The organism is Phenylobacterium sp. LjRoot97 (assembly GCF_964254345.1).
Classification (GTDB): Bacteria; Pseudomonadota; Alphaproteobacteria; order Caulobacterales; family Caulobacteraceae; genus Phenylobacterium.
Window position 1 is genome coordinate 3,470,054 of record NZ_CAXUTH020000001.1, and the last position, 26,592, is coordinate 3,496,645.

A 26,592-nucleotide genomic window follows, 5' to 3' on the forward strand; every position below is an offset into this window, starting at 1 on the left:
GGGCGGGTCAGGCGGGGCCCGACGCGTTGGCCCGGGACGTCGGCAGCGTCCTCCCGGAACGATGGTCTGTCAATGTGAAGCCTTGGGGCGGCTCAGGCGCTGCGACGCAGGCGGCGGGTCTCGCGGAACAGGATGTAGACGCCGCTGCCGGCGACGACGAGCGCGCCGGCGATGGTGGCCGCGCGTGGGATCTCGTCCCACACCAGATAGCCGATGATCCCGGCCCAGATCAGCTGGCTGTAGTCGAACGGCGCGACCACCGCGACGGGCGCGCGGCGCAGCGCCTCGGTCAGCAGCAGCTGGCCCGTGCCGCCGATCAGGCCGGCGCTGACCAGCATGACCAGGGTGGTCACGTCGGGGATCGTCCAGCCGCCGAACGGCAGGCTCGACAGGCCCAGCAGCATGCCGGCCAGGGTGAAGTAGAAGACGATGGTGGGCCCCGGCTCGGTGCGCCCGATCTCGCGGATGGCGATCATCGCCCCGGCCGCGCCCAGCGCGCCCAACAGCGCGAAGGCGGTGCCGAGATTGGCCATGTGGCCGGGATCGGGCCGCACCATGATCATCACGCCGACGAAGCCGATGGCGACCGCCGCCCAGCGATGGACGCCGACCACTTCCTTGAGGATCAGCGCCGACAGCGCGGTCATGAACAGCGGCGAGGCGAAGGACAGCGCCGTCGACTCGGTCAGCGGCAGCATCGAGACGGCGGTGAAGCCGCAGACCATGCCCACCAGCCCCACCGCCGCGCGGGTGGCGTGGCCGCCGAGGCGGTTGGTCTTCAGCACCGAGAACCCGGTCGTGCGCGAGACGTAGAGCAGCACCGGGACGAAGGCGAAGGCGTTGCGGAAGAAGACGATCTCCAGCACCGGCGCGCCGCGCTCGGCGCAGGCCTTCACGAGCGCGGCGAGCACCGCCATGCAGGCCATTGCCGCCACGCGCAGGGCGATCCCCGCGCCGTTGCTCTGCGTGACGGCGTGGGACGGCGGGTCGGCGGGCACTGGTCTCTCCTTGGAAGCGCCGTGCATAGAGGCCCTGTCCGCCCAGCGCCATAGGCGCCCGCCGCCAGACTGGCGCTTGCGACTCGCCGCCACGGGCCTCTGGCCCCACAGTGGGGGTGAAACTCGGGGAGATTCGGCATGACCATCGGTTTGATGATGGCGGCGTGGACGCTGGTTCTGGCCTTCGCGCAGATCCTGCTGTTCGACATCGCCAGGACCGCCCAGTACGGCCTGAAGTGGAACACCGGCCCGCGTGACGGCGAGATGCCGCCGCTGAGCGACAAGGCCCAGCGGCTCAAGCGCGCCCAGGACAACCTGTTCGAGACCCTGCCGCTGTTCCTCGGCGCGGTGCTGATCGCCCACGTCGCGAACAAGGAAAGCGAGATCACCGCGCTCGGCGCGCAGATCTACTTCTGGGCCCGCGTCGCCTATGTGCCGCTCTACGCCTGGGGCGTGCGCCAGCTCCGCTCGCTGGTCTGGCTGGTCAGCATCGTCGGCCTCGGGATGATCGCCCAGGCGATCCTGCTGCCCTAAGCCGAACGCCGCTTGACGCCGCACGCTGGGCGTGCGGCAAGAGCGGCGATGTCGCGTCGTCCAGTACTGGTTGCGTTCGCCCTGGCGCTGCTCGCCGCGCCGCTGGCCGGCTGCGCCTCGTTCTCGCGCGAGGACTTCACCGCCGACGAGGCGCACCGCGCCCTGCCGCCGACCGCCGCCGACATCCGCTTCGACGCCTCGGACCAGGCTTCGGCCCTGGCCTTCACCAACCGCACCCAGCGCCAGTTGGCCGCGGCCGGCGACCGGCGCGTCGACGTGCTGGCGATCTCCGGCGGCGGGGCCGACGGCGCCTATGGAGCCGGGGTGATGGTCGGCTGGACGCAGGCCGGTACGCGGCCGAGCTTCGAGGTGGTCACCGGAGTCAGCACTGGGGCGCTGATCGCGCCGTTCGCGTTCCTGGGCCCGCACTGGGACAAGACGCTGCGCGAGGCCTATGCTGGGGGCCGGGCCAGCCAGGTGCTGAAGGGCCAGGGCCTGGGGGTGCTGTTCTCGTCCAGCCTCTACAGCCCCGAGTACCTGCGCGCCCTGGTCGAGACCTACGTCACGCCGGTGATGCTGCACGAAGTCGCCCAGGAGCACGCCAAGGGCCGGCGGCTGCTGATCGCGACCACCAACCTCGACAGCCAGCAGACCGTGGTCTGGGACATGGGGGCGATCGCTTCGCGCGGCGGCCCCGACGCGCTGAAGCTGTTCCGCGAGGTGCTGGTCGCCTCGGCCGCCATCCCCGGAGTGTTCCCGCCGGTGATCATCCCGATCGGCGACGCGGACGGGCGGACGATCGACGAGATGCACGTCGACGGCGGGGTGACGGCCCCGTTCGTCTCGATCCCGGAGGGTCTCTATTTCTGGGAAGCGCCGGAGGGCCAGGCGACGACGCCGGGCCGCATCTTCGTGCTGGTCAACGGCAAGCTGGACCCCAGTTTCGCGGTCGTGCGCGGCCGCGCCCCGACGATCCTGGGCCGCGCCTTCGACACCATGATGAAGACCAACCTGCGCGCCCACATCGCCGCCAACCGGGCCTTCGCCGAGCGCAACCACATGGAGTTCGAGATCGCAGAAGTGCCGCGCGACGCCGAAAGCGGCAGCCTGAACTTCCAACCCGAGAACATGCGCAAGTTGTTCAAGCTGGGCGAGGACAACGCGACCACGGGCAAGGCCTGGGCCCGGCCGGACTAGGGAACCACCCTAGGTGCGCGCCCGTTCGATCCAGCGGGACGGGCGTAACCTAGAGAGGTTCGCTATGACACTCAGTCTGAAGACCGCCGCGGTCGGCTCGGTCCTGCTCCTGGCCGCCTGCGGCACCACCACCACCGAACGCGCGGCGACCGGCGGCCTGGCCGGGGCGGCGCTCGGCGCCGCTGTCGACAGCTCCTGGACAGGCGCCCTCGTCGGCGGCGCGGCGGGCGCGGCGCTGGGCGCGGCGACGACGCCCAAGCACAACGACAACATCAACCGCCGCCAGTATTATGACGAGCGCGCGGGGCGGTACTATTACTATGACCCCGGCGCGCGCCGGTACTATTGGGAAGACGGCAGCCGTCGCAACTGACGCTTAAGCCGCCGCGACGCTGTAGCCGGCGTCCTTGATCGCCTGAGCCACGGCCTCGCGGCGCTCGCCGCCTTCGACGGTGACGCGGCCGCTCGCGAGGTCGATGGCGACCTCGGCCTTGGGTTCGACCGCCTGCACGGCCTTGGTCACCGACTGCACGCAGTGGCCGCAGGACATGCCTTCAACCTGAAAAGTCATCATCGGATCTGCTCCTCGGAACTCTGTCGGAGCGGTTCTGCACCTTCCCACGACGGGAAGGTCAACGCGAAAATCGTCGCTTGACCCTCCCATGATGGGAGAGTTGAAACATGCCGGGCATCGAAAGTTCGAGGAGCCCGTCATGTCGCAGATCACCCTGAAGCCGCTGGAGATCCCCGTACTGGGGATGACCTGCGCGTCGTGCGTCGGGCGCGTCGAGAAGGCCATCGCCGCCGTCCCCGGCGTCGCCGCCGCCAGCGTCAATCTGGCCGCCGAGCGGGCGCATGTGGAGCTGACACCGGAGGGCGACACCGCCGCCGTGGTCGAGGCGATCCGCAAGGCCGGCTACGAGCCGCTGGACCGCACGGTCGACCTCAAGATCGAAGGTATGACCTGTGCGTCGTGCGTGGCCAAGGTCGAGAAGGCGCTCAAGGCCGTGCCCGGCGTGCTGGACGCGCAGGTGAACCTGGCGACGGAGCGGGCGCAGGTCCGCGCCCTGGCCGGCGGCGCCGAAACCGCCCAGATGATCGCCGCCGTCGAGGCCATCGGCTATGGCGCGCAGGAGATCGATCCCGCCGCCGCCCCCGACCTGGCCGACCGAGAGCGCCAGGCCCGAGAGGCCGAGATCACCGGCCTGAAGCGCGCCGTCGCGGTCGCCGCGGCCGGCACCCTGCCGCTGTTCGTGATCGAGATGGGCCGCCACTTCATCCCCGGCGTCCACCACTGGCTGGCCGCGAACATCGGCGAGCAGCCCTGGCGGCTCGTCAGCTTCGTGCTGGCGGCGATCGTGCTGTTCGGGCCGGGCCTGCGCTTCTTCCGCAAGGGCGTGCCGAACCTGATCCGCCGCACGCCGGACATGAACTCTCTGGTGGTGCTGGGGACCAGCGCGGCCTTCGTCTACTCGGCGACAGCGACCTTCGCCCCGTTTCTGCTGCCGGCCGGCGCCGACCATGTCTATTACGAGGCCGCCGCGGTCATCGTGACGCTGATCCTGCTCGGTCGGCTGTTCGAGGCCCAGGCCAAGGGCCGCACCAGCGAAGCGATCAAGCGGCTGATGACCCTGCAGGCCAAGACCGCCCGCGTGCTGCGCGGCGGCGAGGCGGTCGAGGTCCCGATCGCCGAGGTCGTGGCCGGCGACGTGGTCGTGGTCCGCCCGGGCGAACGCATCGCGGTCGACGGAGAGGTGGTCGAGGGCGGCTCGTTCGTCGATGAGTCGATGATCACCGGCGAGCCGATCCCGGTCGAGAAGAAGCCCGGCGACACCGTCGTCGGCGGCACCGTCAACAAGACCGGCGCCTTCCAGTTCCGCGCCACCAAGGTCGGGGCCCAGACCATGTTGGCGCAGATCGTGCGGATGGTCGAAGCCGCCCAGGGCTCGAAGCTGCCGATCCAGGCCACGGTGGACAAAGTGACCGCCTGGTTCGTGCCGGCGGTGATCGCCGCGGCGCTGCTGACCTTCGCCGCCTGGATGGCGTTCGGGCCGAGCCCCGCGCTGGCCTTCGCCCTGGTCAACGCCGTGGCGGTGCTGATCATCGCCTGCCCGTGCGCCATGGGACTGGCGACCCCCACCTCGATCATGGTCGGGACAGGCAAGGCGGCCGAGCTGGGCGTACTGTTCCGGCGCGGCGAGGCCCTGCAGGCGCTGCGCGACGTCAAGGTCGTGGCCTTCGACAAGACCGGCACCCTGACCGAGGGACGCCCCGCCCTGACCGATCTGCAGACGGCGAACGGCTTCGGCGAGGATCAGGTCCTGGCCCTGACCGCCGCAGTCGAGAGCCGCTCGGAGCATCCGATCGCCGAAGCCATCGTGGAGGCGGCCAAGGCCAAGAGCCTGGCCGTCGCCGCGCCCCAGGACTTCGAGGCCGTCACCGGCTACGGCGCCCAGGCCAAGGTCGACGAGCGGCTGGTGCAGGTCGGCGCCGATCGCTTCATGGCCAAGCTAGGCCTCGACGTCAGCGTGTTCGCCGAAACCGCCGCGCGGCTGGGGGCCGAGGCCAAGAGCCCGCTCTATGTCGCGATCGACGGCAAACTCGCCGCCGTGCTGGCGGTGGCCGATCCGATCAAGCCGACGACAGCGCAGGCGCTGGCCGCCCTGCACGCCATGGGGCTGAAAGTGGCGATGATCACCGGCGACAACGCCCACACCGCGAGAGCCGTCGCCGCCAAGCTGGGCCTGGACGAGATCGAGGCCGAGGTGCTGCCGGACGGCAAGGTGGCCGCGGTGCAGGCCCTGCGCGCCCGCTTCGGCGCCATCGCCTTCGTCGGCGACGGGGTCAACGACGCCCCGGCCCTGGCCGCCGCCGACGTCGGGATCGCCATGGGCGCGGGCACGGACGTCGCCATCGAAAGCGCCGACGTGGTGCTGATGCGCAGCGACCTGCGGGCCGTCGCGACCGCCGCAGCCCTCAGCCGCGCGGTGATGAACAACATCGGCCAGAACCTGGTCTGGGCGTTCGGATACAACGTCATCCTGATCCCGGTCGCGGCGGGGGTCCTGTTCCCGACCTTCGGCCTGCTGCTGTCGCCGATGGTGGCGGCCGGCGCCATGGCGCTGTCCAGCGTCAGCGTCCTGACCAACGCCCTGCGGCTGAAGGCCTTCCGGCCGCCCTTCCAAGGAGAACGCGCATGAACATCGGCCAGGCCTCCAAGGCGTCCGGCGTCACCACCAAGATGATCCGCTACTACGACGAGATCGGGCTGGTGCGGCCCTCGGCGCGGACCGACGCCAACTACCGCGAGTACGACGAGCGCGAGATCAACGAGCTGCGCTTCATCCGCCGCGCCCGCTCGCTCGGATTCTCGATGCCGGAGATCACCCAGCTGCTGTCGCTGTGGCGCGACCGCGGGCGGCCCAGCCGCGAGGTCAAGGCGATCGCGGACCGGCACCTGGCCGACCTCGACGCCCGCATCGCCGAGATGCAGGCCATGGCCGACACCCTGCGCCACCTGTCGCACTGCTGCGCCGGCGACGACCGGCCCGACTGCCCGATCCTGGCCGATCTGACGCAAGGCGCGCTGCCGTCCGATCCGAAACCCAAGACCCGAAGAGCGCATGTTCACGGGGCCTGAGGCGCAGGCCTACGGCGCCAAGATCGGAGTGGCGCCGACCCGGCTCTACCAGGCGCTCGGCTATGCGGCTTATCTGTCGATCAGGAGAGCCTGAGCGCGGCCTCCACCGTTCCTGCACCGACAGGAGGAAGGAATGCCGACCATGCGAAACGATCTGCACGAAGCCAACCGCCTCTCCTGGAACGAGGCGACCCGCGCCCACAACAGCCACAAGGGCGACCAGGCGGCGTTCTTCCGCGCCGGCGGTTCGACGCTCTATCCCGAAGAGCTGGAGATGCTGGGCGACGTCGCTGGCCGCAGCCTGGTGCACCTGCAGTGCAATTCAGGCCAGGACAGCCTGAGCCTGGCGCAGCTGGGCGCCGAGGTCACCGGCGTCGACATCTCCGACGAAGCGATCGCCTTCGCCGCGCAGCTGTCGGCGCAGAGCGGCGTGCCGGCGCGCTTCGAGCGCTCGGACCTGTTCGACTGGTTCGCGGCCGCGCATGCCGACGGCCGCCGCTTCGAGCGGGTGTTCACCTCCTATGGCGCGATCTGTTGGCTGTCGGACATCGGCGCCTGGGCTCGCGGCGTCGCCAGCGTGCTGGCGCCCGGCGGACGGTTTGCGATGGTCGAGTTCCACCCGTTCGCCATGGTGTTCGACCCGCAGTGGGCGCCGCGCCACGACTACTTCGCCGAGGGCCCGCTCGCAGAGCCCGAGGGGGTCGGCGACTACGTAGCCGATTCCGGGGAGACCCTGACGCTCGACGCCTATCACCGCGGGATCGAGGATTTCCGCAATCCGAACCCAGCCTTCGAATTCTCCTGGGGCGTCGGCCAGGTGGTCAGCGCCCTCACCCAGGCCGGGCTGACCATCGAGCGACTGGAGGAATATCCCTACGCCAACGGCTGGGCCGGGTTCGCAGATATGCGCGACCTCGGCGGCGGACGGCTGGCCCCGCCCGAAAACGTGCCGCGCATTCCGCTGATGTACGGCCTGTCGGCGACCCGCGCCGGCTAGATCGCCGGGCCGTAATGCGAATGAAACTAAGAATCGCTTGCAACTAGACACTTAGGCGCTTACCCCGCCCCCCGAAAACAACCGCCGCCGCGGGCGGCCTGTAACGGGGGTAGTCGTTGTCCAGTACGCGTTCCAAGTTCCGCCCGGCCGCCTTGGCCATGGTCCTGTTGTCGGGCACCGCCCTGACCTCGCCGGCCTTCGCCGACGAGGCGACCGCCGACGGCGCCGTCGAGGGCGTGACCGTCACCGGGGTCAAGGAAGGCTACGCCGCCAAGACCACCGAGTCGGCCGCCAAGCTGCCGCTGTCGCTGCGCGAGACGCCGCAGTCGGTGACGGTGATCACGCGCGAACGCATGGACGACTTCGGCCTGGTCACCGTGGCCAACGTGCTGGAGCAGACCACCGGCATCACCGTGCAGGAAAACGACTCCAACCGCGTGAACTTCACCTCGCGCGGCTTCTCGATTCAGAACTTCCAGCTCGACGGCGTGCCGACGGCCTATTCTTCAGGCAGCAGCGTCATGGGCGACACGGTGCTCTATGACCGCGTCGAGGTCGTGCGCGGCGCGACCGGCCTGGTCACCGGTTCGGGCGATCCGTCGGCCACCGTCAACCTGCTGCGCAAGGCGCCGACCCGCGAGTTCGCCGCCTCGGTCGCCGCCATGGTCGGCAGCTGGAACCGCGGCCGCATCGAGGCTGACGTCTCGGGCCCGATCTTCGCCGACGGCCGCGTCCGCGCCCGGGTCGCCGGCGCCTTCGAGGACAAGGAGTCGTACATCGACTTCTACGAGGAGAAGAAGCTGATCGGGATGGCGGTCGTCGAGGCCGATGTCACCGACAGCACCCTGGTGCGGGTCGGCGTCGACTACACCGAGGTCACGCCGAAGGGCACGACCTGGGGCACCTCGCCGCTCTATTACCGCGACGGCTCGCCGACCAGCTTCGATCGCTCCTACAACGCCGCCGCGCGCTGGAGTACCTGGGACCGCAACAGCACCAACTACTTCGCGGTGCTGGAACAGGACCTGCCGGGCGACTGGAAGTTCCGCGCCGCCTACAACAAGCGCGACAGTGAATCGACGGCCAAGCTCTACTACGGCTTCGGCGGCTATCCGGACCCGAACAACGGCAGCGGCCTGACCGTCGCCGACTACTTCAACGTCTACGAGCAGGAAGAGACCGCGTTCGACGTCTACGCCAGCGGCCCGTTCCAGCTGTTCGGCCGCAAGCACGAACTGGTCATCGGCGCCAACGGCTACGACCGCGACGAGACGACGATGAACGACACCATCGACGCCTCGAAGCGCCCCTATGCGATGACCATCCCGAACATCTTCACCTGGGACGGCCGCATTCCCGAGCCGGTACTGCTGCGCTACGGCACGCCCGCCCAGATCAACCGCATCAAGGAGACCGGCGTCTACGGCGCCGTGCGCCTCAACCCGACCGACCGCCTGAAGATCATCGTCGGCGCCCGCAGCAGCCAGTACGAAACCCAGAGCGACCGCTACAATCTCGCCGGCGGTTACCTGCGAACCGCCAACGCCTATTCCGAAGACAAGGTCACCCCGTACTTCGGGGCGATCTTCGACATCACCTCGCAGATCTCGGCCTATGTCAGCTACTCGGACCTGTTCAAGCCGCAGAGCAACAAGGACAAGAACAACGAGCAGCTCGATCCGGTCATCGGCGCCAACTACGAAGGCGGCCTGAAGGCCGAGTTCTTCGACGGCCAGCTCTACGCCGCCGTCACCGGCTTCTATGTCCAGCAGGACAACCTGGCCGAAGTCGACCCGACCGTGCCGGACGGCTGGCTGTTGCCGGACGGCAGCACCGCCTATCGCGCGGTGACCGGGGCCGAGACCCGCGGTTTCGAGGCCGAGATCACCGGCCAGCTGACCCCGCGCTGGCGCGTGGCCGGCGGCTACACCTACGCCTACACCGAGAACGCAGCGAAGGTTCGGATCAACACCCTGAACCCGCGCAACATCGCCCGCATCTACACGAGCTACGATCTGACGGGCCGGCTCGAAGGGCTGACCATCGGCGGCGGGCTGAACTGGCAGAGCGAGATCTACACCCTCGCCAGCATCCCGGTTCCGGGCAACACCAGCGCGCCGGGGACCAATCCGCCGCTGCTGCGGGTCAACGTCTCGCAGGGCTCGTACGTGCTGGCCAGCCTGATGGCCCGCTACCGCTTCAACGAGAAGCTCAGCGCCTCGCTCAACGTCGATAACCTGTTCGACGAGACCTACTATCGCCGCGTCGGCTTCTACAACGGCGGCTACTACGGCGAACCGCGCAAGGTGACGCTGACCCTGCGGGCGGCGTTCTGACCATGAGCTTCGCGCAGACCGCGCCGCCGCCGGCGGCCAAGCGCAAGGGGCCGAAAGGCCCCACCCTGCGCCAGCGGCTGGACGTGGCCGCCAGAGCCGTGGCGGCCATCGTCGTCGGCTACGTCTTCGCGGCGCTCTCGACCGCCGTGCTCGCCCGGCTGCTGCCGGGCGGGCCGGAGGAAGCGACCATCGCGGCCACCCTGCTGTCCTTCGCCGTCTACACCGCCGTCGTGGTCTGGGCGTTCGCCGACCCGAAGACCTGGCGCGTGTGGCTGGGCCTGGCCGCCGGCTGCGCGGGCCTGGCCGCCATCCTGTGGATTTCGCTGATCGTGGAGCCGCGGATATGAACGGGTCCTTCCGCCAATCGATGGCCTGGCTGCACACCTGGAGCGGCCTGCTGGTCGGCTGGGTGCTGCTGGCGATGTTCCTGACCGGAACCGCCACCTACTTCCGCCCCGAGATCACCCGCTGGATGGAGCCGGAAACCGGCATGCCGGCGGACTATCACATCGCTGCGGCCGGCGCGGCGGCGTACCTGTCCAAGGTCGCCCCGGACGCCAAGAGCTGGTCGATCACCTTGCCCAACGAGCGCCAGGCGACGGCCAGCGTGTTCTGGCAGCCGCAGCCCAAGCCCGGCGAGGAAGAGCGTCCGCGCCGCCGCGGCCGCAACCGCGACACCCAGGCGACCCTGGACGCGGCCACCGGCGACGTGGTCAAGCCGCGCGAGACCCGCGGCGGCGAGTTCTTCTATCGCTTCCACTTCCAGATGCACTACATCCCGGTCATCTGGGGCCGCTGGTTCGCCGGCCTCTGCGCGATGTTCATGCTGGTGGCGATCGTCTCCGGGGTGATCACCCACAAGCGCATCTTCAAGGACTTCTTCACGTTCCGGCCGACCAAGGCCGCCCAGCGCTCGTGGCTGGACGCGCACAACATGACCGCGGTCCTGGCGCTGCCGTTCCACGCGATGATCACCTACACCGGCCTGGTCACGCTGATGACGCTCTACATGCCGTGGGGCGTGCTCGCCAACTACACCTCCGACGACGCCTACTTCAAAGCCGTGTTCCCGCGCGTCGAGGAGGTCGAGCGCAGCGGCGTCGCCGCCCCGCTCGCGCCCCTGCCCAAGGTGCTCGACGAGGCGTCGAAGGCCTGGGGCGGCGGCCGCCCGTGGATCATCAACGTCAGCAACCCCGGCGACACCTCGGCCCGCATCGAGGTCACCCGCCACTCGGGCGACAAGCTGTCGTACCGCGGCGGTTCGCTGACCTTCGACGGGGCCGGCAATCTCCTGTCGCGCTCGCCCGAAGCCGGCCCGGCCAACGTCACGGGCGGGGCGATGTACGGCCTGCACATGGGCCGCTTCGCCGAGCCGGTGCTGCGCTGGGTCTATTTCCTGTGCAGCCTGGCCGGCTGCGCCATGGTCGCCACGGGCCTGGTGCTGTGGTCGGTCGCCCGCCGCCAGAAGCTGCCCGATCCCGAGCGCCCGCACTTCGGCTTCCGCCTGGTCGAGAACCTGAACATCGGCACCATCGCCGGGGTGCCAGCCGGCATGGCCGCCATGCTGTGGGCCAACCGCCTGCTGCCGGTCGAGATGGCCAGCCGCTCCCCCTGGGAGGTGCACAGCATGTTCGTTCTGTGGGGCGGGATGATCCTCTACGCCTGCCTGCGGCCGAACAAGAAGGCCTGGATGGAGACCCTGGGCCTGGCCGCCATCATGGTCGCGGCCCTGCCGATCGTCAGCGCCGTCACCACGCCCCATCGCAACATCGTCGCCAACGCCATGCGCGGCGACTGGGCGATGGTCGCCTTCGACCTGACCCTGGTGGCGCTCGGCGCCCTGCTGGCCTTCTGCGGCTGGAAGGCGGCCCGCTACAAGCCGGCGGCCAAGCCCAAGCGCAAGGCGCCCGCCGCCGCCGCTGTCGCCACGGAGGCCGCATGACCCATCTCGCCATGCTGCTGTTCGCCTATGCCGGCTTCGTCGGCGTCTGCGCCTCGATGGCCAAGCACCAGCCCGAACTGCTGGGCGCCAAGCTCGAGCCGCTGCGCCAGCGCCAAGTGCGCTGGGGCGGGGCCGCAGGCCTCGCCGCCGCCTATGCCTGCGCGGTCTGGGCCGACGGCTGGAAGTTCGGCTCGGTCGAGTGGGTCGGGGCGATCTCGCTGGCCGCGCTCACCCTGACCCTGGTCGCGCCCTATCGCCCCCGGCAGGCCGCCCAGGCTGGCGCCGGAGCGGCCTTCGTCGGCGCGATGCTGGCGGCCAGCGCCCTGTTGCTGTCGATCAAGTAGGAGTACCCGCCATGACCGCCGCCACCGCCGCGCCCAAGGCCAACGCCGCCTTCAACGTCGAGCGCGTCACCCACGTCCATCACTGGACCGACCAGCTGTTCACCTTCCGCACCACCCGCTCGCCCGCCCTGCGCTTCCAGAGCGGCCAGTTCGTGATGATCGGGCTGCAGGTCGAGGGCAAGCCGCTGGTGCGCGCCTACTCCATCGCCAGCCCGCACTACGCCGAGGAGCTGGAGTTCTACTCGATCAAGGTCGCCGACGGCCCGCTGACCTCGCGGCTGCAGAACATCCAGGTCGGCGACGAGGTGCTGGTCGGCCGCAAGCCGACCGGGACCCTGGTGCTGGACGCCCTACTGCCCGGCCGCACGCTCTATCTGCTGTCGACCGGCACCGGCCTGGCGCCGTTCCTCAGCCTGACGCGCGATCCGGAGGTCTACGACCGCTTCGAGCGGGTGGTGGTGACCCACACCTGCCGCGCCGAGGCCGACCTCGGATACCGCGAGATGCTGGAGACCCTGCACGCGCATCCCGAGCTCGGCGAGTTCGTCGGCGACCGGCTGAGCTACTACCCGACCATCACCCGCGGCGCGTTCAAGACCCAGGGGCGGATCACGCAGCTGATCAAGTCCGGTCAGCTGGGCGCCGATCTCGACCTGCCGCCGCTGGATCCCTCGAACGACCGGATCATGGTCTGCGGCGGACCGCCGATGCTGGCCGACCTGCGCGCCCTGCTCGACGCGCGCGGCTTCGCCGAGGGCTCGATCGCCGAGCCCGGGGCCTATGTCTACGAGAAGGCCTTCGCCGGCTAGGCGCCGGCCATCGCCTTGAGCCAGGTCAACCGAGCCGCCGCCGGGGAGGCCAGAATGCGGTTCTTTTGGTGGCCGCCTGGAGGCCGGCTCGCACGGCTCTAGCGTGGAGGCGCGAATGGCTGAAGCTGAAAAGGTCGACGGCCAACGCGCAGTCGTGGCGGCGATTGAAAGCGGCGCGGCGGGCGATGGCCGCCGGCTTCGGCGGATCGACACTCACATGTCGCATGTCTTCTTAGGTCCGGAGCGGGTCTACAAGCTCAAGCGCAGCGTCGCGCTGGGCACGGCGCTGCTGCAGCCGTCGTCGCCACGGCTACTGGCCATGGGGGCCTGTCCGGAAGCGGCAAGTCCGCCGTCGCCCGCGCCGTCGCTCACGAGCTTCCCGGAGCCTGCGGCGCGCGCATCTTGCGCACCGATGTCATCAGAAAGCACCTTGCCGGCTCGGCCCTGCACGCTCGCCTGGGCGACCTACCGCTGACGCACGCGGCCATGCCTACAAGGCGCTTGGCGATCTAACGCGCGCGGCGCTCAAGGCCGGCGTCTCGGTGGTCGCCGAGCGCGGGCAATAGCTTCGACTTCCGCGGCATATGGTTGCGCGTGGGCGCCGAGGTCAGGGCATCCCGCGTCGCCCAACGTTCAGGCGACGCCTCAGACGCGACAGTCGACGTCGCATTGAAGCAGGTCGAGCCGCCATCCTGGGGACATGGCTCATTGTAGATGGCGATTGTCAGCTCTCCGAGGTGATCGAGGCCGTCCGTCGTGACGTTGAAGCCTACTGACCGCCTTGGGGCGGAAGGATTGATCCGGCGCAAGGCCGACGTCGTCGAGGCCCCTAGGGTTCAGACGACGACTTAGGAGGTCGCGATGGACAGGCTGAGCGGAAAGGTCGCCGTGATTACCGGAGCAGCCCTGGGCCTGGGGCGCGCCACGGCGTTGCGGATGGCCGAGGAAGGCGCGGCGGTCGCAGTTTGCGATCTACGACTCGACGAGGCCAACGTGTTTGTCGACGAGCTCATCGTCCGCGGCCTGCAGGCCTCGGCGTGGCGACTGGATGTTTCACGCGAGGCCGAATTCGAGAGGGTGTTGGGCGAGGTCGCCGAACGGTTCGGCCAGATCGACATCCTCGTGAATAACGCCGGCGTCGCGGGAGCCGATAAGCCCACCGATCAGTTGACCGAAGCGGAGTGGGACGCGGTCCAGGCGGTGAACGTCAAGGGCGTGTTCTTCGGCGTCAAACACGTCATCCCGCACCTGCGTCGCGCCGGGGCCGGCAGCATCATCAACCTCAGCTCGATCTACGGTCTGGTCAGTGCGCCCGACGTACCCCCGTATCACGCCTCCAAGGGCGCGGTTCGCCTGATGACCAAAACCGACGCCCTCCTCTACGCGCCAGAGAAGATCCGGGTGAACTCGGTCCATCCCGGCTTCATCTGGACGCCGATGGTGGAGGGTTACCTGAAGGCTCAGGGCGATGTTACGGAGGGCCGTGTCGCCGTCGACGCGCTGCATCCGCTCGGCCACATCGGCGAGCCAGACGACATCGCCTGGGGCTGCGTCTACCTCGCGTCAGACGAAGCCAAGTTCGTCACCGGCGCCGAGCTGGTGATCGACGGCGGCTACACGGCGCGGTGAGGGCCCCATGGCTGCGATCCTCAACGCTCTTTCCCGCGCGGTGCTGGCCTGGCTTCTGCTCATGGCCGCCGAGACCGTTCAGGGCGCCGCACGCCGTCTGCTGCTTTCCCCGGCCGTAGAGCAGGCGCTTCGCCAGCTCTCGGTTGTTGTCGGCGTTCTCGTCATCTTTGCAATCACCTGGATGCTCCTGCCATGGCTGCGGATCCGCACATCGCGTCAGGCGCTCGCCACCGGCGTCCTATGGGCGGGGCTCACCCTCGCCTTCGAATTCGGGCTCGGAGCGATCATGGGTCTGAGCTGGAGCCGAATGTCGGCCGACTACGATTTGGCCCAAGGCGGCCTAATGCCGATCGGACTTCTGGCGATGGCCCTGGTCCCATGGACAGCTTGGCGACTGCAGAGCCGGTTCCGGCGCGCGCCTTCCCAGTCTGATCGCAGACTACGGAAATCGCCGTGAAACACGCCGTCATCCTCGCCCATCCCGCGCACAAGAGCCTTAATGCGGCGATCGCCCAAGCCTATCGCGCCGCCGCCCAAGACCTAGGCCATTTGGTCGAGGTCCGGGATCTCTACGCCATGCGCTTCGACCCGTGTCTCAAAGCCGCCGAAATTCCGGGCCCGAAGGCGCCTGTGTTCCGGGCCGATGTCGTTCGCGAGCGTGCGCGCCTGGCGGACGTCGACGTGTTCGCCTTCGTGTATCCGTTCTGGTTCAACGCACCGCCCGCGATCCTGAAAGGCTACGTCGACCGAATATTCGGCATGGGATTCGGCTTTGAGCCCGGGCTCGGCGGCAACAACCCCGCCCTCACGGGACGCAAGCTGATTAGCTTCACAACGTCAGGCGCTCCAGACCGTTGGGTTCGCGACACTGGCGCGATGGCCCTGACCCAACTCTTCGACAATCACCTATCCGGAACCTGCGGCCTGGCCGTCGTCGACCATCTCCACTTTGGCGGCATGGTCTCAGATATCACCGAGGAGTCCGCGGCGGACGTGTTCGCCAAAGTCCGGTCCGCCGCCGCTCAGCATTTCGCAGTTCAGACCGACTGATCCGGCAGCCAGCGAAATCCTGGCGGAACGGAGCACATATGGCGTTCTCGTCTCCAGGAGCACGTAAGCCATCGCAGCGCTCGCCGCACCGCGCGGCCGGTTCGGGCAACGGATCGCACCCGCCCTTCTGGACCCTGACCGCAGACGAACTGCGCTCGCAGCTCGGATGCACCGAAGGCGGCCTGACCAAGGCCGAGGCCACCAGCCGCCTGGCGACTTATGGCCCCAACGCCGACACCGCCGCGCACGGGCCTGGCTTGGTCCGGGCCATGATCCGCAGGTTGCTTGAACCCCTGTCGCTGATCCTGCTTGTCGCCGGCACGGTATCGGCCGCTACCGGCGATGCGACCGGGGGCGCCATCATTGTTGCGATCCTTTGCCTCTCCATAGGTCTCGACACTTTCCAGGAAGGTCGAGCGAGCCAAGCGGCCGAGGCGCTACGTTCATCGGTGGCGTTACAGGCCGAGGTCCGGCGTGACGGGGCATTCGTGCGCGTGCCGGTGGAGGAGGTTGTTCCAGGGGACGTCATCCGCGTGCGTGCCGGCGATATCGTGCCGGCAGACGCCTTGGTGTTGGAGAGCACCGCCTTCACCGCCAACGAAGCGGCGCTGACCGGTGAGCCTTTCCCCGTTGAAAAGTGTCCGGAGAGGAGCACGAGCCTCACAGCCGGCGAGGCCTCGAACGCTCTGTTTCGGGGCGCTGTCGCCCAAACCGGCGAGGCTACGGCCGTCGTGGCCGGCACCGGTCGCATGACCCTGTTTGGCGCAGCAGCGTCAGCTCTCAATCAGCCGACCGAGGTCTCCCCCTTCGAACGGGACCTGCGGGCCTTCGGCTTGCTGACCGCGCGATTGACCATCGCGCTTGTCCTGGTCGTCTTGGCGACGCACGTGCTCTTCGGCCGGCCGGTGCTTCAGTCTCTGCTGTTCGCGGTCGCCCTGGCGGTCGGCCTCACGCCTGAACTTCTGCCCATGATCACGACCGTGACCTTGTCGCGCGGCGCCGTTCGGATGGCGGCGCGAAAGGTGATCGTCAAGCGCCTGGCCTCCATCCACGACCTGGGCGCCATGACAGTGCTTTGCACGGACAAGACCGGCACCCTCACCTCAGCCGAGATCACTCTCGCCCATAGCTTCGCGCCATGCGGTGAAGAGGACCCACGCCCGGCGAAGCTGGGCGCGGTCGCGGCGATCCTGGGAGGCGACCGGGGCGCGCTGGATTCGGCGCTGGCCGCCTACCATCCTGACGTATCGGAATGGACCTCGACCGCCCGGTGCTCCTTCGACTTTACCCGCCGCCTAGGTTCAATCCTCGTCTCAGGCCCGGACGGCCCGCTGCTGATCGTCAAGGGCGCGCCGGAGGCGGTGCTGCCGCTCTGCAAGGCTGCATATGCTAGCGGCGAGGCGAAACCCTTCGAGGCGAAGCAACAGGCCATAATTGTCGAGCAGGTGCGGAGCCTCGCCGCGCAGGGCCTGCGTTCCATCGCTATCGCCAGCAAACCGCTGATGGAGGTGCGGGACAAGGTCGCGGCCTCCGACGAGGTCGACCTCGTTTTTGAGGGGCTTTGCGCCTTCGCCGACCCCCCAAAGGAAAGCGCCGCCGCCGCGATCGCCCGTCTGAGCGCATTTGGGGTGAAGCTGAAAATTCTGTCCGGCGATGATCCCGTTGTGGTGCGCCGCCTGGCGGGACTGGTGGGCCTGCGATCCGACGCCGTGCTCTCCGGCGCCGATCTCGCCACGCTCGGGGATGAGGCCCTCGCGGTGCAGGTCCGTCAGGTCGACGCCTATGGTCGGCTGACGCCAGACCAAAAGTCGAGATTGATCAAGGCCCTTCAGGCGAGCGGCGAGGTCGTGGGATATCTCGGCGACGGGATAAACGACGCCCCGGCCCTGAAGGCCGCGCACATCGGACTGTCCGTCGCAGGCGCCAGCGGCGTCGCGCAGGCCGCAGCCGACATGATCCTGCTGGAGTCGCATCTGGAGGTGGTCGCCGACGGTGTCGAGGAAGGCCGTCGAACTTTCGCGAACATCCTCAAGTACGTGCGCATGGGGGCAAGTTCGAACTTCGGCAACATGCTGTCCATGGCGGCTGCGTCGCTCTTTCTGCCGTTCCTGCCGATGTTGCCGACGCAGATCCTCCTGAACAACCTGCTCTACGACGTTTCGGAGATCGGCATTCCGTTCGACACGGTGCGGCCCGAGGCGGTGGCTCGGCCGCAAGTCTGGGACATGCGCGCCCTGATCCGCTTCGCGGCGGTGATGGGGCCGCTTTCCTCGGCGTTCGACCTGCTGACGTTCGGCCTGCTGCTGGTCGTCTTCCAGGTTTCAGTTCCGCAGTTCCAGACGGCTTGGTTCCTGGAGTCCATGGCCACTCAGATTCTTGTGATCTTCATCATCCGCACGAGCGCTCGTCCCTGGCGCGATGCTCCGCGACCATTGCTGACGGTTTCAACGCTCGGCGCCCTCGCGGTGGCGATGGCCGCGCCATTCACCCCCATCAGCGGCTGGTTTGGCTTTCAGCCGCCGCCCCTGGAGGCGATCCTCGGCCTTTGCGCCGTAGTTTGCGTATATCTGGCCAGCGCTGAACTCTTGAAGCGGTTCGCGACTCGATCGCGATCAGGAGGGACAGACGATCGGCGAGTGATCCACCAGGGCCGTGGAGGCTAACGCTCCGACGCCCATGCTTGGAGATAGCGAAGATCGAACTCGGAGCCGTCAGAACGGCGCCATTCAAGCTCGACCAAGTCGCTCGAGTGAAGGAGGAGACGCCAGACTTCGGTCAGCGCCTCCGCGTCCCCGTTGCAGGAGATGTCGACACGCTCCAATTCGGCTCCGGGAGCCTGCCTGGTGACCGCAATATGCATGAGCGCCTCCAACCTCCGTCACGGTAGATTAAAGGGAGCCGCTTTGAACTCAGGCAATATCCGGACGTCGCTGAAGGCTCGCCGGTCGCTGCACCTGAGGGAAGCCTACCGCAACTGATCCGGCTCGGGCCTGAGGACCGCAGCACCGCTGAAGGCGCCCGATCGAAGATCATCCAGCGCTCGGTTCGCTTCGGCTAGCGGGTAGACAGTCGTATGCGGCCGAACCCCTGCAACAGCGGCGCGCGGGAGGTACTCGTCCGCGTCGTGCCGCGTGAGATTCGCCACTGAAACGATGCGCCGTTGGCCCCAGATCAAGGCATATGGGAAGCTCGGGATGTCGCTCATGTGGATGCCCCCGCAAACGACGGCTCCGCCCTTGCGCACTGCGGCCAGGGCGACAGGCACGAGTTCACCGACGGGCGCGAAGATGATTGCGGCGTCCAGGGCGACGGGCGGCCGCGCATTCGAACCTCCTGCCCAAGCGCATCCCAGGTCCAAGGCCAGCTTCTGAGCGGGGGCGTCGTGTTCTTGAGTGAAGGCGTAGACCACTTGCCCTTCGAACACAGCGAGCTGGGCGAGCAGGTGGGCGGCGGCGCCGAACCCATAGAGGCCGAGATGACGAACCGATCCCGCCGCGCTGGTAGCCTTCCAGGCCCTGAAGCCAATTAGTCCGGCGCAAAGCAGCGGCGCGGCGTCGGCGTCGGAGAACTCCGCTGGGATCGTGCAGCAATAGTCCGCCCGGGCGATCACGCAGTCAGCATAGCCCCCGTCCCGGCTCCAGCCGGTGAACTCGGCCGCATCACAGAGGTTTTCCTGCCCCTCGCGGCAAAACCGGCAAAGGCCACATGTTCCCGCCAACCAACAGACCCCTAGCCGATCCCCAATGCCGACCTCCCCTACGCCCGGTCCGATCGCGTCGACGATCCCGACGATCTCATGACCAGGCGTGACTGGGCTTTTGATGGGCGAGAGGTCTCCCTCGACCAGATGGAGATCAGTGCGACAAACGCCGCACGATCGGACGCGCAGCCGGACCTCCCCCATGCCTGGCGTCGGATCGGCGCACGTCTCGGCCACTAGAGGCTGGCCGACCTGCCGAAGTCGCATGGCGCGCATATCACGGTCGCTTTTGAGGCCTCGGGTTCGCCAATAGGTCCGTCACCCGCATTGCGCCAAGTCAAGGGCGGTCAGGATCTCAAGGCTCAGTGTCTGGACGCTGTGAGGCGGCCATGACCACGTTCAAATCCACGCCAGATCCGCCAATCGATCGCGCAGGCCAATGGCTCCGCAAGTTCTTGTGGCTCCGCCAGATTGTCGATTCCGACGGCTTCCGCATCAGCTTTGCAGTCTTCGTTTTCGCCGCTGCACTCTGGGTTCTTCAGCGCCAGCTTCACGGCCAGAGCCTGGCGAGGATCGCCCACGCCATGAACACGGTGTCGCCGGCCGCGCTTCTCGTTGCGGTGGGTGCGACCTTGGCTAGCTATGCCTGCCTCGCGGTCTCCGAACGCTGGGCCCTCGCCTCGATCGGGCGACCAGCGTCGACACGGCAGGTCGCGCTCGTGACCTTCGTTTCCTATGCGCTGTCGAATGGGCTGGGGTTCAGTGCGGCGACCGGGGGAGCTGCGCGCCTCCGTCTATACCGCGCCTGGGGCCTTGGGCTTGCCGATGTCGCCGTCGTCACGCTTCTGGCTGGCGCGGCCGTTACCCTGAGCGGGATTGTCTGCGCCGGCATGGCGATGCTCATGATCCCGGGCGCCGCGCCGATCGTCGCCTGGCTCGGCGCGCTTGCTCTGACGCCGGCGGCCTTTTGGCTGGTGCGTCTCCCTCGGCGCATAGCCTTGCTCCCAGGCATCGAGTTTACGAGACCCGCCCCGGCGCTTCGCGTCGGCGCGCTTGCGGCTGGGATCGCAGATTGGGTGTTCTCAGGCTTGGCGCTCTATGTCCTGCTGCCCGAGCCGACACTCGCCGGCCTTTCCCCCTTCCTGATAGTGTTCGTCCTGGGCTCGCTGGTCAGCGCTGCGACAGGTCTTCCGGGCGGCATCGGCGTCTTCGACGCCATCCTATTGAGCCTAAGTCAGCGGTTCGGGGCGGTCCACGAGACTGTCGCCGCGCTTGTCCTCTACCGTCTGGTCTACGCGATCGGCCCCCTGGTGCTGACGGCGTTGGGGCTGGCGGCCTACCAGCTCCAACGGCTCGGCCGCGCCGCCACGAAAACCAGCCTACGCGTGGCCGAAGCCATCGCTCCGGCGATTTTCGCGGCGCTGGTTTTCTATATGGGCGTAGCCCTGCTTATGGCGGCCGCCAATCTGCCCGTCGCCCTCCCGCCCCCTCGGCCCTGGATGGCTGAGCTGCCGCGCAACCCGCTCTCGACCAGCTTGCTGGGAGCCCTGCTGGTCATTGTCGCGATGGCGCTCTGGCGACGCCTGAAGGCGGGCTTCTACGCAAGCCTCGCCCTACTTGCGCTCGGCGCGGCGACCGAACTTTGGCATGGCTTCGGCGTAGTCACCGCCGCCCTGCTCGTCGCCCTTGCCCTCGCGCTCGGCCTCAGCCGACACGCTTTCAACCCCAAGTCCGCAAGCCCCCACGATATTGTCTCGCCTGCATGGCTTGCAGCAGCGAGCTTGGCTGGCGTCACGAGCCTCGTCCTGGCGCTGGCGCCTCGTGACGTGCAGATCCTGGCGGCTCATCCCTGGTGGCGTGGCCTTCGGCCAAGCGGGGACTTCAGCGCCGCAGCGGTGTCAGCCGGTCTCGCGGTGCTGGGACTGCTGATCGCAATTTGGTGGCTCGCGCGTCCAAGGTCCGCCCCACCGCGGCCGCCATCCGAGGACGAAATGGCGCGGGCCGGGCGGATTGTCGACGGCACGCGCGCCATATCCTGCGACGCCCTGCTCTATCGTATGGGCGACAAGTCTCTCGTGTTTTCCCCCTCTGGGATGAGTTTTGTGATGTTCCGCGCGCTTCATCGCCGCTGGATCGCCATGGGCGACCCCGTGGGACCGCTCTGCGACCGATCGGCGGCCATTGAAGCCTTTATTGCGGCGGCGGACGCCGCGGAGGCCAAGCCCGTGTTCTATGCGGTTGAAGCCCCCAGCCTGCCGGCCCTTCTGGTCGCCGGACTTTCTGCCCAGAAGATCGGCGAGAGCGGGTCTGTCGACCTTTCCAGCTTCGACATGAAGGGCAAGGAGCGCGAGGATCTGCGTCATGCGCTCAACAACGCATCCCGCTCACATCTGCAGTTTGAGGTGTTGGCTCCTGACGCGCCTGCAACGCCTTGGAACGAGCTGCGACGCGTATCCGACAGTTGGCTCGATCTACACGCCGGCGCGGAGAAAACCTTCAGCCTCGGTGCCTTCGACGTCGACTATCTCAGACAATTCCCAATCGCCATCCTTCGGAACGAACAGCGCGTCGTCGCCTTTGCAAACATCCTGTTGACCCCGGACCGTGCGCGCTTCGGCCCTGACCTCATGCGCGCCGCCGCCGACGCGCCGCACGGCGTGACCGACGCGCTGCTTGGGCATCTGATGCTCTGGGGCAAGACACAGAAACTGCGCGAGTTCGAACTGGGAATGGCGCCGCTATCGGGCCTGTCCTTGAACGCCGTGGCCCCCGCCTCGACCCGCCTGGAAGCCTGGCTCTACCGCGCCGCGGACAGCCTTTATGGATTCCAGGGTCTACGCGAATACAAGGAGAAGTTCAGGCCCGCATGGCGAGACATCTTTCTAGCTACTGACCCGGACGTAAATCCTCTGGTCGCACTCGCAGATGTCGCTCTGCTAACGAGCGGCGGGGCTCGCAAACTCCTGCGCCGCCCCAGGCTTGGAAGCCGTCAGGTCTTGGCGCGGCTCTGGATGCAGCCGTAGACGAGGGACTGCAGCGCGGCAAAATCGGGCGGCGGATATCAACACGTTTCCTCGCCCCCCTAATGGGACAGGAGCAGCGGCGCAGGCACGTCATGGAGAAGCTGGCGGCTGACGCCTCCCAGCACCATCTCTTGAAGCCTTGGATGGCCGTACAGGCCGGCGATCAGGAGGTCGATGTCGAGCTCTGCCATCTGGCGTTCAATGACATCCGCCGCATCTTCGTCCTTGCTGCTGTCGATGATGAGGTTCGGCGCCACTCCGTGCCGCTCCAACAAGCGTTGCAGCATGCCGTCCGGCCCGCCCTCTCCGGACGGAGAGACCACCAGAACGTGAACTTCTTCGGCCGCCCGGATGAACGGCCAGCCGTCACGAAGCGCCCTCGCGGCCTCGCGCGAACCGTTCCAAGCGACCAGCACGCGCTTTCCCGCAGGCGGCGCGTAGTCGTCAGCGGGCGTCACCAGCACCGGTCCGCCGCTCGCCATCGCAAGGTGCGCGGCCGCCATGTGCTTCTGCCCCATGTGAACCGGCATGATGCTCGGCATGATCACCAGGTCGGCCCTACGGGCGCATCCGATCAAGGCATCGGGATAGTCTCCGCTGACCGTCATGAAGTCGCTTTCGATCCCCGCCGCAGACGCCGCATCCTCCAACATCTGCCTGGCGATCTGGCTGGCCTCCTCGACGCCTTTCGCGTGATCCTTCAAGATCCAGTCGATGTCGCTGGCGGGAAGACCGAAGAGGGATTCGCCGGCGCCGAACTGCAGTATGAACTCGCAGGTGAGAAAGACCCCCGTCAGATGGGCCTTCCAGCGTTGGGCAAGATCGGCCCCGAACTTGGCGCGGTGGCGCCCCGCCGGAGTGGAATCCATCAGGATGAGGATATCGCGGTAATCCATATGCGCCTCCATTGAGGGCAGCCTAGCGCGCCGCCGAGGCCCGGATTTGACGCAGGTCAACCGCGAGCTCGGCGGCCGATGACTTCAAAAGTCGCGGGCGTCAGCAATTGATCGCGCGCAAAGCAAGCCTGGCGCTGTCAGCCATCCTCCGCGGGCTCAACACCTTGAGGAGATGATCATGTCACTTCGCTTGACTCTGGTCGCAGCAACGCTGCCGTTCTGCTTCGCCGGCTACGCCGCGGCCGAAGTTCCAAAGCCCGCCGCAGGCGCAGGGGCCGAGATCTACACCTTGGATGCGAAGGCGCAGGCCGCTCTAAAGAAGGCCCGCGATAGCGCGCAGGCGTCGTTGAACGCGGCGAACGCGGCGGTCGACAAGGCGGAAAAGGCCGCCCAGCAGATGAGCAAGGAAACGGCGACGGCTTCGCGCGACGCTGCGCAGAAGGCCGCTGCCGCTGCGGAAACGGCGGCCAATGACGGCCGTGCGGCTTTCAAGGAGGCCTCGTCCGAGAACCGCCAGGCCTTTGAGCGATCGTCGCAATCGGCGAAGGCCACGGCCAAGCAGGCGTCCGACGCCCTCAACACCGTGATCGCCAACGATAAGACAGCCGCGAAGGCGGCGTTGGAGGCGGCTCGGGTTCAGGCCAAGCAGGCAGCCGCCGAGGCCAAGAAAGCGCTGGAATCGGCGGAAGCGGCGCTGCGCCCGCACCGGTCCTCCGCGAGCTGAGCGCCGACCGCCAACGAAGCGCGGCGCAAGAACCAATTCGCCTCGTTGGCGGTTGAACCGACGTTCCTGATGAATCCTCCGTAGAGAGACCTGGGATGGCGCCTTCAAGACCCACATCCGTTGCACCCGAAGCAGCTGGCGGCCTCGACCCTCGAGCCTTGTGCCTTGAGATTCTCGACGAGAACCGCGTCATGTCGATCGGCACGATCCGCAGCGACGGCTGGCCGCACGTGACGCAGGTCAACTATCTGCGCCTCGAGCACGCGATATATTTCGTGATCTCACGCGACAGTCAGAAGTTCGCGAATATCGACCGCGACCCCCGTGTCTCCATCGCCCTCGGCGGAAATGAAAGCCCGCGCGGTCTTTCGATTGCGGCGCATGCGATGGAAGTGCGCGACGGCGAGCGGATCAAGCAACTGAACCGCGCCATGCAGGCGCGGTCCAAGGCCGCGGCCTTTGCGCCCCATCCAAGCTCGCCGCTCGTCGCGATCATGGAAGCCAGGCCGGAGATCATCTCCCTGATCGACTACACGACGCCGCCAGGTGCGCGACGATTGATGCGAGTGATCGAGGACTGGCGCTTGGAACCCGTCGCGTCCTGAAGGCCTGCGCCACGCCCTGGAGGTAGAGGGTTGGCGCGGATCGATCCTGCGCTTGATCTTGATCTGATGCAGAGGAGCTCGGGTTGATCGCGATCAAGGCTGCTCGGGTCGCGCCATGACGAAGATGACTTAAAGGAGCCTCATCATGCCGTTTCTCAGCGTCACGAAGACCGGTTTGGCGGTGGGCGCCGCGGTCGGGGGCTGGCACGCCCTCTGGGCGGCTCTGGTCATGCTCGGCATGGGCCAGGGGTTTCTAGGCTACATCTTGAAACTGCACTTCATCGATCTGCCGCTCCGGGTCGCGCCCTTTGACTGGACCACCGCCGGCGCCCTGATCGGCGTGACGGCGCTGCTTGGATTTGTCGCGGGCGCTCTCTTCGCATTGGCGTGGAACGGCCTCAACGCCCACAGGAAGGCGGATATGGCCCGCTAGGCGGACCCGGCCGCGTCGTCCCAGGTCAATCTTCCGTCCTGACGTGACGAAGCGCGGCCATAGGCGAGATGGCCAAAGCCGCGTCGGTAGTCGAGCAGGCTCACGCGCTCGATCATGATCTGGAAAAGCGCGATCTCGGCTCCGGTCGTGATGTACTGGGCGATCTCGTCGAACTTCTTCATGAAACTCTCGGCGGCCACCTCGGCGGCTTGACCATGGAGACGCGTCGCACGGCCGGATATCGCCAGGCCGCGGATCTGAGACCAATCCGAGTAGGGCGAGGTGATCGTAATGGCGACGCGCGGATCGCCCGCGATGTTCACCGCCTTCTGAGATGTGGGATCGCAGCCGAAGTAGAGCGAGAGGCCGCGGGAAGCGTAGCTGACCACTACGGCGTGCGGGCCGCCGTCCGGGAGCAGGCTCGCGAGCGTCATGTCGCGGCCCCTTTCAAGAAGTTCGAGAACCTCGTCCGTCAGCTTTTCGCTCATGCCGCGCTCCTTTGGGGAAACGCTATCCGGAGCGGTTCGAGCCGCGTTTGAGCCCGCTCAATTCCTCGACGCGTGGCAAACGTCGATGATTGATCGGCGTCAACTCTGCAGATCGGGGCCGTGGTCTGATGACCCTCGCCCAGGAACGACCAGGCCAAGCCGCGGACAATCGAGATCCGGCCGTCCGCCTAGGCCGCAACACTCCTATCGGGCTTAGCTGGGAGAAACGTCGATGAGCACCGGTCTTGCTGTGTTTGACACCACCGTGCAGGAAACCAACGCGTGGCTGAACCAGATAGAAGCGCGCCTGCGCCCATGCGGGAAGCAGGATGCCTATCAGGCCCTGCGTACAGTGCTGCAGGTGCTGCGCGACCGGCTCCCCCAAGATGCCGTGCTGGGACTGTCGGCCCAGTTGCCGATGCTCATGCGCGGCCTCTTCCTTGAGGGATGGAGGCCGGAATCCGCCCTCGACATTCATGGCGTCGCGGACTTCGCGCGACATGTGGGAGAGCGACTTCCGAAAGACGTTCCCCGATCTGCACAGGACGTCGTGGCGACGGTTTTCGAGGTCCTGCGAGAACAATTGGACCCGGGCGAAGTCCGCAAATTGAGCAGGATGCTCCCAAAGGAATTCAGCTCTGTCCTGACCCCGTGATCCGGCCGTTCGACGGTATGGAGAAATTGCAGATGAAACCCTCGATGCAGCTACTGTTCGTCCTCACTGATGGTGGACGCGCACGCTTTGTCAGAAAGTCGGACACGACCGGCCACTTCGAGACAATCGACGAACTCAAGGGCCTAAGGGATCTGGACAGCGTACGCGAAAGGGTCCGTTCACGCACGCTTGCCCGGACGCAATCCAGTGCGACGCCCCGGCGTTCGGCGATCAGACGCGAGGACACGGTTCGTGCGGCCAAGGAGACCTTTCTTGATCGCGTCGCGGAGCGAGCTGCCGCAACGTGCCGTCGCGAACATCTGTCTGGAATATTCATCGCCGCGCCAGCGCGACTGATCGGCCCGTTCGAAGCGCGCCTTCGCGACAAGGCCTCGCTCGCTGGAACGCTTGGCAAGGATCTCACCAAAACGCCGATCGAGCGCCTTGACCAATGGATCGGCGACATCCACGCCGCCAGACTATCTCCGCGCTAGCGCACCGGTCCCGGCCCACAACGGCGGCCCCCACTCGCCAGCCTCCCGCTTGCCCCACATCAACTCATTCCGGTCGGCCTGCCCCAGAATGTGAGCCG

General features: G+C 67.5%; 27 protein-coding genes. 22 read left to right on the forward strand and 5 right to left on the reverse strand.

The window, feature by feature from the left end:
* Positions 1-92: 92 nt before the first annotated feature.
* Positions 93-998, reverse strand: a complete 906-nt coding sequence (locus ACSQ2H_RS17045) for a DMT family transporter (RefSeq protein WP_436062574.1) — start codon at positions 996-998, stop codon at positions 93-95.
* A 138-nt stretch (positions 999-1,136) separates the two neighbouring features.
* On the opposite strand from ACSQ2H_RS17045, the gene ACSQ2H_RS17050 reads away from it, so the two are divergent.
* The 3 genes from ACSQ2H_RS17050 (at position 1,137) to ACSQ2H_RS17060 (ending at position 3,102) form a co-directional block, all read left to right on the forward strand.
* Positions 1,137-1,532: an MAPEG family protein gene (locus tag ACSQ2H_RS17050; RefSeq protein ID WP_436062575.1), complete on the forward strand. Its 396-nt coding sequence runs from the start codon at positions 1,137-1,139 to the stop codon at positions 1,530-1,532.
* Between the two features lie 48 nt (positions 1,533-1,580).
* Entirely contained in the window at positions 1,581-2,729 is a 1,149-nt protein-coding gene (locus ACSQ2H_RS17055) for a patatin-like phospholipase family protein (protein WP_436062576.1), read from the forward strand.
* 64 nt (positions 2,730-2,793) lie between these two features.
* Positions 2,794-3,102, forward strand: coding sequence for a YMGG-like glycine zipper-containing protein (locus ACSQ2H_RS17060; protein ID WP_436062577.1), 309 nt, complete (start codon positions 2,794-2,796; stop codon positions 3,100-3,102).
* Between the two features lie 3 nt (positions 3,103-3,105).
* Here the strand turns inward: ACSQ2H_RS17060 and ACSQ2H_RS17065 are convergent, their stop codons facing one another.
* A complete protein-coding gene (locus ACSQ2H_RS17065) occupies positions 3,106-3,303 on the reverse strand; it encodes a heavy-metal-associated domain-containing protein (RefSeq protein WP_436062578.1) in 198 nt (65 codons plus the stop codon).
* A 139-nt stretch (positions 3,304-3,442) separates the two neighbouring features.
* On the opposite strand from ACSQ2H_RS17065, the gene ACSQ2H_RS17070 reads away from it, so the two are divergent.
* The 13 genes from ACSQ2H_RS17070 to mgtA all read left to right on the forward strand — a co-directional run bounded on the left by ACSQ2H_RS17070 (position 3,443) and on the right by mgtA (position 18,139).
* Entirely contained in the window at positions 3,443-5,929 is a 2,487-nt protein-coding gene (locus ACSQ2H_RS17070) for a heavy metal translocating P-type ATPase (RefSeq protein ID WP_436062579.1), read from the forward strand.
* Positions 5,926-6,369, forward strand: a complete 444-nt coding sequence (gene cueR / locus ACSQ2H_RS17075) for a Cu(I)-responsive transcriptional regulator (protein ID WP_436062580.1) — start codon at positions 5,926-5,928, stop codon at positions 6,367-6,369. The genes ACSQ2H_RS17070 and cueR overlap by 4 nt, the downstream gene beginning before the upstream one ends.
* A gap of 133 nt (positions 6,370-6,502) precedes the next feature.
* Positions 6,503-7,366 (forward strand): class I SAM-dependent methyltransferase, encoded by an 864-nt coding sequence (locus ACSQ2H_RS17080; protein WP_436062581.1) that lies wholly within the window; start codon positions 6,503-6,505, stop codon positions 7,364-7,366.
* Between the two features lie 116 nt (positions 7,367-7,482).
* A complete protein-coding gene (locus tag ACSQ2H_RS17085; RefSeq protein WP_436062582.1) occupies positions 7,483-9,702 on the forward strand; it encodes a TonB-dependent siderophore receptor in 2,220 nt (739 codons plus the stop codon).
* Between the two features lie 2 nt (positions 9,703-9,704).
* Entirely contained in the window at positions 9,705-10,049 is a 345-nt protein-coding gene (locus ACSQ2H_RS17090; RefSeq protein WP_436062583.1) for a hypothetical protein, read from the forward strand.
* Entirely contained in the window at positions 10,046-11,644 is a 1,599-nt protein-coding gene (locus ACSQ2H_RS17095) for a PepSY-associated TM helix domain-containing protein (protein WP_436062584.1), read from the forward strand. Before ACSQ2H_RS17090 ends, ACSQ2H_RS17095 begins: the two co-directional genes overlap by 4 nt.
* Positions 11,641-11,988: a DUF3325 domain-containing protein gene (locus tag ACSQ2H_RS17100; protein ID WP_436062585.1), complete on the forward strand. Its 348-nt coding sequence runs from the start codon at positions 11,641-11,643 to the stop codon at positions 11,986-11,988. Before ACSQ2H_RS17095 ends, ACSQ2H_RS17100 begins: the two co-directional genes overlap by 4 nt.
* A gap of 11 nt (positions 11,989-11,999) precedes the next feature.
* Positions 12,000-12,797, forward strand: coding sequence for a ferredoxin--NADP reductase (locus tag ACSQ2H_RS17105; RefSeq protein WP_436062586.1), 798 nt, complete (start codon positions 12,000-12,002; stop codon positions 12,795-12,797).
* Positions 12,798-12,912: 115 nt separating this feature from the next.
* Positions 12,913-13,272: a hypothetical protein gene (locus tag ACSQ2H_RS17110; RefSeq protein ID WP_436062587.1), complete on the forward strand. Its 360-nt coding sequence runs from the start codon at positions 12,913-12,915 to the stop codon at positions 13,270-13,272.
* 386 nt (positions 13,273-13,658) lie between these two features.
* Positions 13,659-14,426, forward strand: coding sequence for an SDR family NAD(P)-dependent oxidoreductase (locus ACSQ2H_RS17115; protein WP_436062588.1), 768 nt, complete (start codon positions 13,659-13,661; stop codon positions 14,424-14,426).
* 7 nt (positions 14,427-14,433) lie between these two features.
* Complete coding sequence (locus ACSQ2H_RS17120) at positions 14,434-14,883, forward strand: hypothetical protein (protein ID WP_436062589.1); 450 nt, start codon at positions 14,434-14,436, stop codon at positions 14,881-14,883.
* Positions 14,880-15,476 (forward strand): NAD(P)H-dependent oxidoreductase, encoded by a 597-nt coding sequence (locus ACSQ2H_RS17125; RefSeq protein WP_436062590.1) that lies wholly within the window; start codon positions 14,880-14,882, stop codon positions 15,474-15,476. The genes ACSQ2H_RS17120 and ACSQ2H_RS17125 overlap by 4 nt, the downstream gene beginning before the upstream one ends.
* A 38-nt stretch (positions 15,477-15,514) precedes the next feature.
* Positions 15,515-18,139, forward strand: a complete 2,625-nt coding sequence (mgtA, locus tag ACSQ2H_RS17130; protein WP_436062591.1) for a magnesium-translocating P-type ATPase — start codon at positions 15,515-15,517, stop codon at positions 18,137-18,139.
* Positions 18,140-18,441: 302 nt separating this feature from the next.
* Here the strand turns inward: mgtA and ACSQ2H_RS17135 are convergent, their stop codons facing one another.
* Positions 18,442-19,452, reverse strand: coding sequence for a zinc-dependent alcohol dehydrogenase family protein (locus tag ACSQ2H_RS17135; RefSeq protein WP_436062592.1), 1,011 nt, complete (start codon positions 19,450-19,452; stop codon positions 18,442-18,444).
* A 113-nt stretch (positions 19,453-19,565) separates the two neighbouring features.
* On the opposite strand from ACSQ2H_RS17135, the gene mprF reads away from it, so the two are divergent.
* On the forward strand, positions 19,566-22,199 hold the full coding sequence (gene mprF / locus ACSQ2H_RS17140; protein WP_436062593.1) for a bifunctional lysylphosphatidylglycerol flippase/synthetase MprF: 2,634 nt from the start codon (positions 19,566-19,568) through the stop codon (positions 22,197-22,199).
* A gap of 59 nt (positions 22,200-22,258) precedes the next feature.
* Here mprF and ACSQ2H_RS17145 read toward each other — a convergent pair whose 3' ends face one another.
* Positions 22,259-23,095 carry a universal stress protein gene (locus ACSQ2H_RS17145; protein WP_436062594.1) on the reverse strand — a complete coding sequence of 279 codons (837 nt, stop codon included), beginning with the start codon at positions 23,093-23,095 and terminating at the stop codon, positions 22,259-22,261.
* 178 nt (positions 23,096-23,273) lie between these two features.
* Between ACSQ2H_RS17145 and ACSQ2H_RS17150 the strand changes: the two genes are divergently transcribed.
* The 3 genes from ACSQ2H_RS17150 to ACSQ2H_RS17160 all read left to right on the forward strand — a co-directional run bounded on the left by ACSQ2H_RS17150 (position 23,274) and on the right by ACSQ2H_RS17160 (position 24,857).
* On the forward strand, positions 23,274-23,819 hold the full coding sequence (locus tag ACSQ2H_RS17150; protein WP_436062595.1) for a hypothetical protein: 546 nt from the start codon (positions 23,274-23,276) through the stop codon (positions 23,817-23,819).
* Positions 23,820-23,914: 95 nt separating this feature from the next.
* Positions 23,915-24,424: a pyridoxamine 5'-phosphate oxidase family protein gene (locus ACSQ2H_RS17155; RefSeq protein ID WP_436062596.1), complete on the forward strand. Its 510-nt coding sequence runs from the start codon at positions 23,915-23,917 to the stop codon at positions 24,422-24,424.
* Between the two features lie 145 nt (positions 24,425-24,569).
* Complete coding sequence (locus ACSQ2H_RS17160) at positions 24,570-24,857, forward strand: hypothetical protein (RefSeq protein WP_436062597.1); 288 nt, start codon at positions 24,570-24,572, stop codon at positions 24,855-24,857.
* On the opposite strand, the gene ACSQ2H_RS17165 is transcribed toward ACSQ2H_RS17160, so the two are convergent.
* Entirely contained in the window at positions 24,854-25,345 is a 492-nt protein-coding gene (locus ACSQ2H_RS17165; protein WP_436062598.1) for a pyridoxamine 5'-phosphate oxidase family protein, read from the reverse strand. The genes ACSQ2H_RS17160 and ACSQ2H_RS17165 overlap by 4 nt on opposite strands.
* Positions 25,346-25,577: 232 nt before the next feature.
* Here ACSQ2H_RS17165 and ACSQ2H_RS17170 point away from each other — a divergent pair, with 232 nt between their 5' ends.
* Both ACSQ2H_RS17170 and ACSQ2H_RS17175 read left to right on the forward strand, forming a co-directional pair.
* Complete coding sequence (locus ACSQ2H_RS17170) at positions 25,578-26,000, forward strand: DUF2267 domain-containing protein (protein ID WP_436062599.1); 423 nt, start codon at positions 25,578-25,580, stop codon at positions 25,998-26,000.
* A 32-nt stretch (positions 26,001-26,032) separates the two neighbouring features.
* The gene (locus ACSQ2H_RS17175) at positions 26,033-26,494 is read left to right on the forward strand and encodes a host attachment protein (RefSeq protein WP_436062600.1); all 462 of its coding nucleotides are present in this window, start codon (positions 26,033-26,035) and stop codon (positions 26,492-26,494) included.
* The last annotated feature ends 98 nt before the right edge of the window (positions 26,495-26,592 follow it).

Coding starts and splice junctions, on each gene's coding strand:
- ACSQ2H_RS17050 (WP_436062575.1), top strand. CDS start 1,137: ATGACCATCGGTTTGATGATGGCGGCGTGGACGCTGGTTCTGGCCTTC.
- ACSQ2H_RS17055 (WP_436062576.1), top strand. CDS start 1,581: ATGTCGCGTCGTCCAGTACTGGTTGCGTTCGCCCTGGCGCTGCTCGCC.
- ACSQ2H_RS17060 (WP_436062577.1), top strand. CDS start 2,794: ATGACACTCAGTCTGAAGACCGCCGCGGTCGGCTCGGTCCTGCTCCTG.
- ACSQ2H_RS17065 (WP_436062578.1), bottom strand. CDS start 3,303: ATGATGACTTTTCAGGTTGAAGGCATGTCCTGCGGCCACTGCGTGCAG.
- ACSQ2H_RS17070 (WP_436062579.1), top strand. CDS start 3,443: ATGTCGCAGATCACCCTGAAGCCGCTGGAGATCCCCGTACTGGGGATG.
- cueR (WP_436062580.1), top strand. CDS start 5,926: ATGAACATCGGCCAGGCCTCCAAGGCGTCCGGCGTCACCACCAAGATG.
- ACSQ2H_RS17080 (WP_436062581.1), top strand. CDS start 6,503: ATGCCGACCATGCGAAACGATCTGCACGAAGCCAACCGCCTCTCCTGG.
- ACSQ2H_RS17090 (WP_436062583.1), top strand. CDS start 9,705: ATGAGCTTCGCGCAGACCGCGCCGCCGCCGGCGGCCAAGCGCAAGGGG.
- ACSQ2H_RS17095 (WP_436062584.1), top strand. CDS start 10,046: ATGAACGGGTCCTTCCGCCAATCGATGGCCTGGCTGCACACCTGGAGC.
- ACSQ2H_RS17100 (WP_436062585.1), top strand. CDS start 11,641: ATGACCCATCTCGCCATGCTGCTGTTCGCCTATGCCGGCTTCGTCGGC.
- ACSQ2H_RS17105 (WP_436062586.1), top strand. CDS start 12,000: ATGACCGCCGCCACCGCCGCGCCCAAGGCCAACGCCGCCTTCAACGTC.
- ACSQ2H_RS17110 (WP_436062587.1), top strand. CDS start 12,913: ATGGCTGAAGCTGAAAAGGTCGACGGCCAACGCGCAGTCGTGGCGGCG.
- ACSQ2H_RS17115 (WP_436062588.1), top strand. CDS start 13,659: ATGGACAGGCTGAGCGGAAAGGTCGCCGTGATTACCGGAGCAGCCCTG.
- ACSQ2H_RS17120 (WP_436062589.1), top strand. CDS start 14,434: ATGGCTGCGATCCTCAACGCTCTTTCCCGCGCGGTGCTGGCCTGGCTT.
- mgtA (WP_436062591.1), top strand. CDS start 15,515: ATGGCGTTCTCGTCTCCAGGAGCACGTAAGCCATCGCAGCGCTCGCCG.
- ACSQ2H_RS17135 (WP_436062592.1), bottom strand. CDS start 19,452: ATGCGCGCCATGCGACTTCGGCAGGTCGGCCAGCCTCTAGTGGCCGAG.
- mprF (WP_436062593.1), top strand. CDS start 19,566: ATGACCACGTTCAAATCCACGCCAGATCCGCCAATCGATCGCGCAGGC.
- ACSQ2H_RS17145 (WP_436062594.1), bottom strand. CDS start 23,095: ATGGATTACCGCGATATCCTCATCCTGATGGATTCCACTCCGGCGGGG.
- ACSQ2H_RS17150 (WP_436062595.1), top strand. CDS start 23,274: ATGTCACTTCGCTTGACTCTGGTCGCAGCAACGCTGCCGTTCTGCTTC.
- ACSQ2H_RS17155 (WP_436062596.1), top strand. CDS start 23,915: ATGGCGCCTTCAAGACCCACATCCGTTGCACCCGAAGCAGCTGGCGGC.
- ACSQ2H_RS17160 (WP_436062597.1), top strand. CDS start 24,570: ATGCCGTTTCTCAGCGTCACGAAGACCGGTTTGGCGGTGGGCGCCGCG.
- ACSQ2H_RS17165 (WP_436062598.1), bottom strand. CDS start 25,345: ATGAGCGAAAAGCTGACGGACGAGGTTCTCGAACTTCTTGAAAGGGGC.
- ACSQ2H_RS17170 (WP_436062599.1), top strand. CDS start 25,578: ATGAGCACCGGTCTTGCTGTGTTTGACACCACCGTGCAGGAAACCAAC.
- ACSQ2H_RS17175 (WP_436062600.1), top strand. CDS start 26,033: ATGAAACCCTCGATGCAGCTACTGTTCGTCCTCACTGATGGTGGACGC.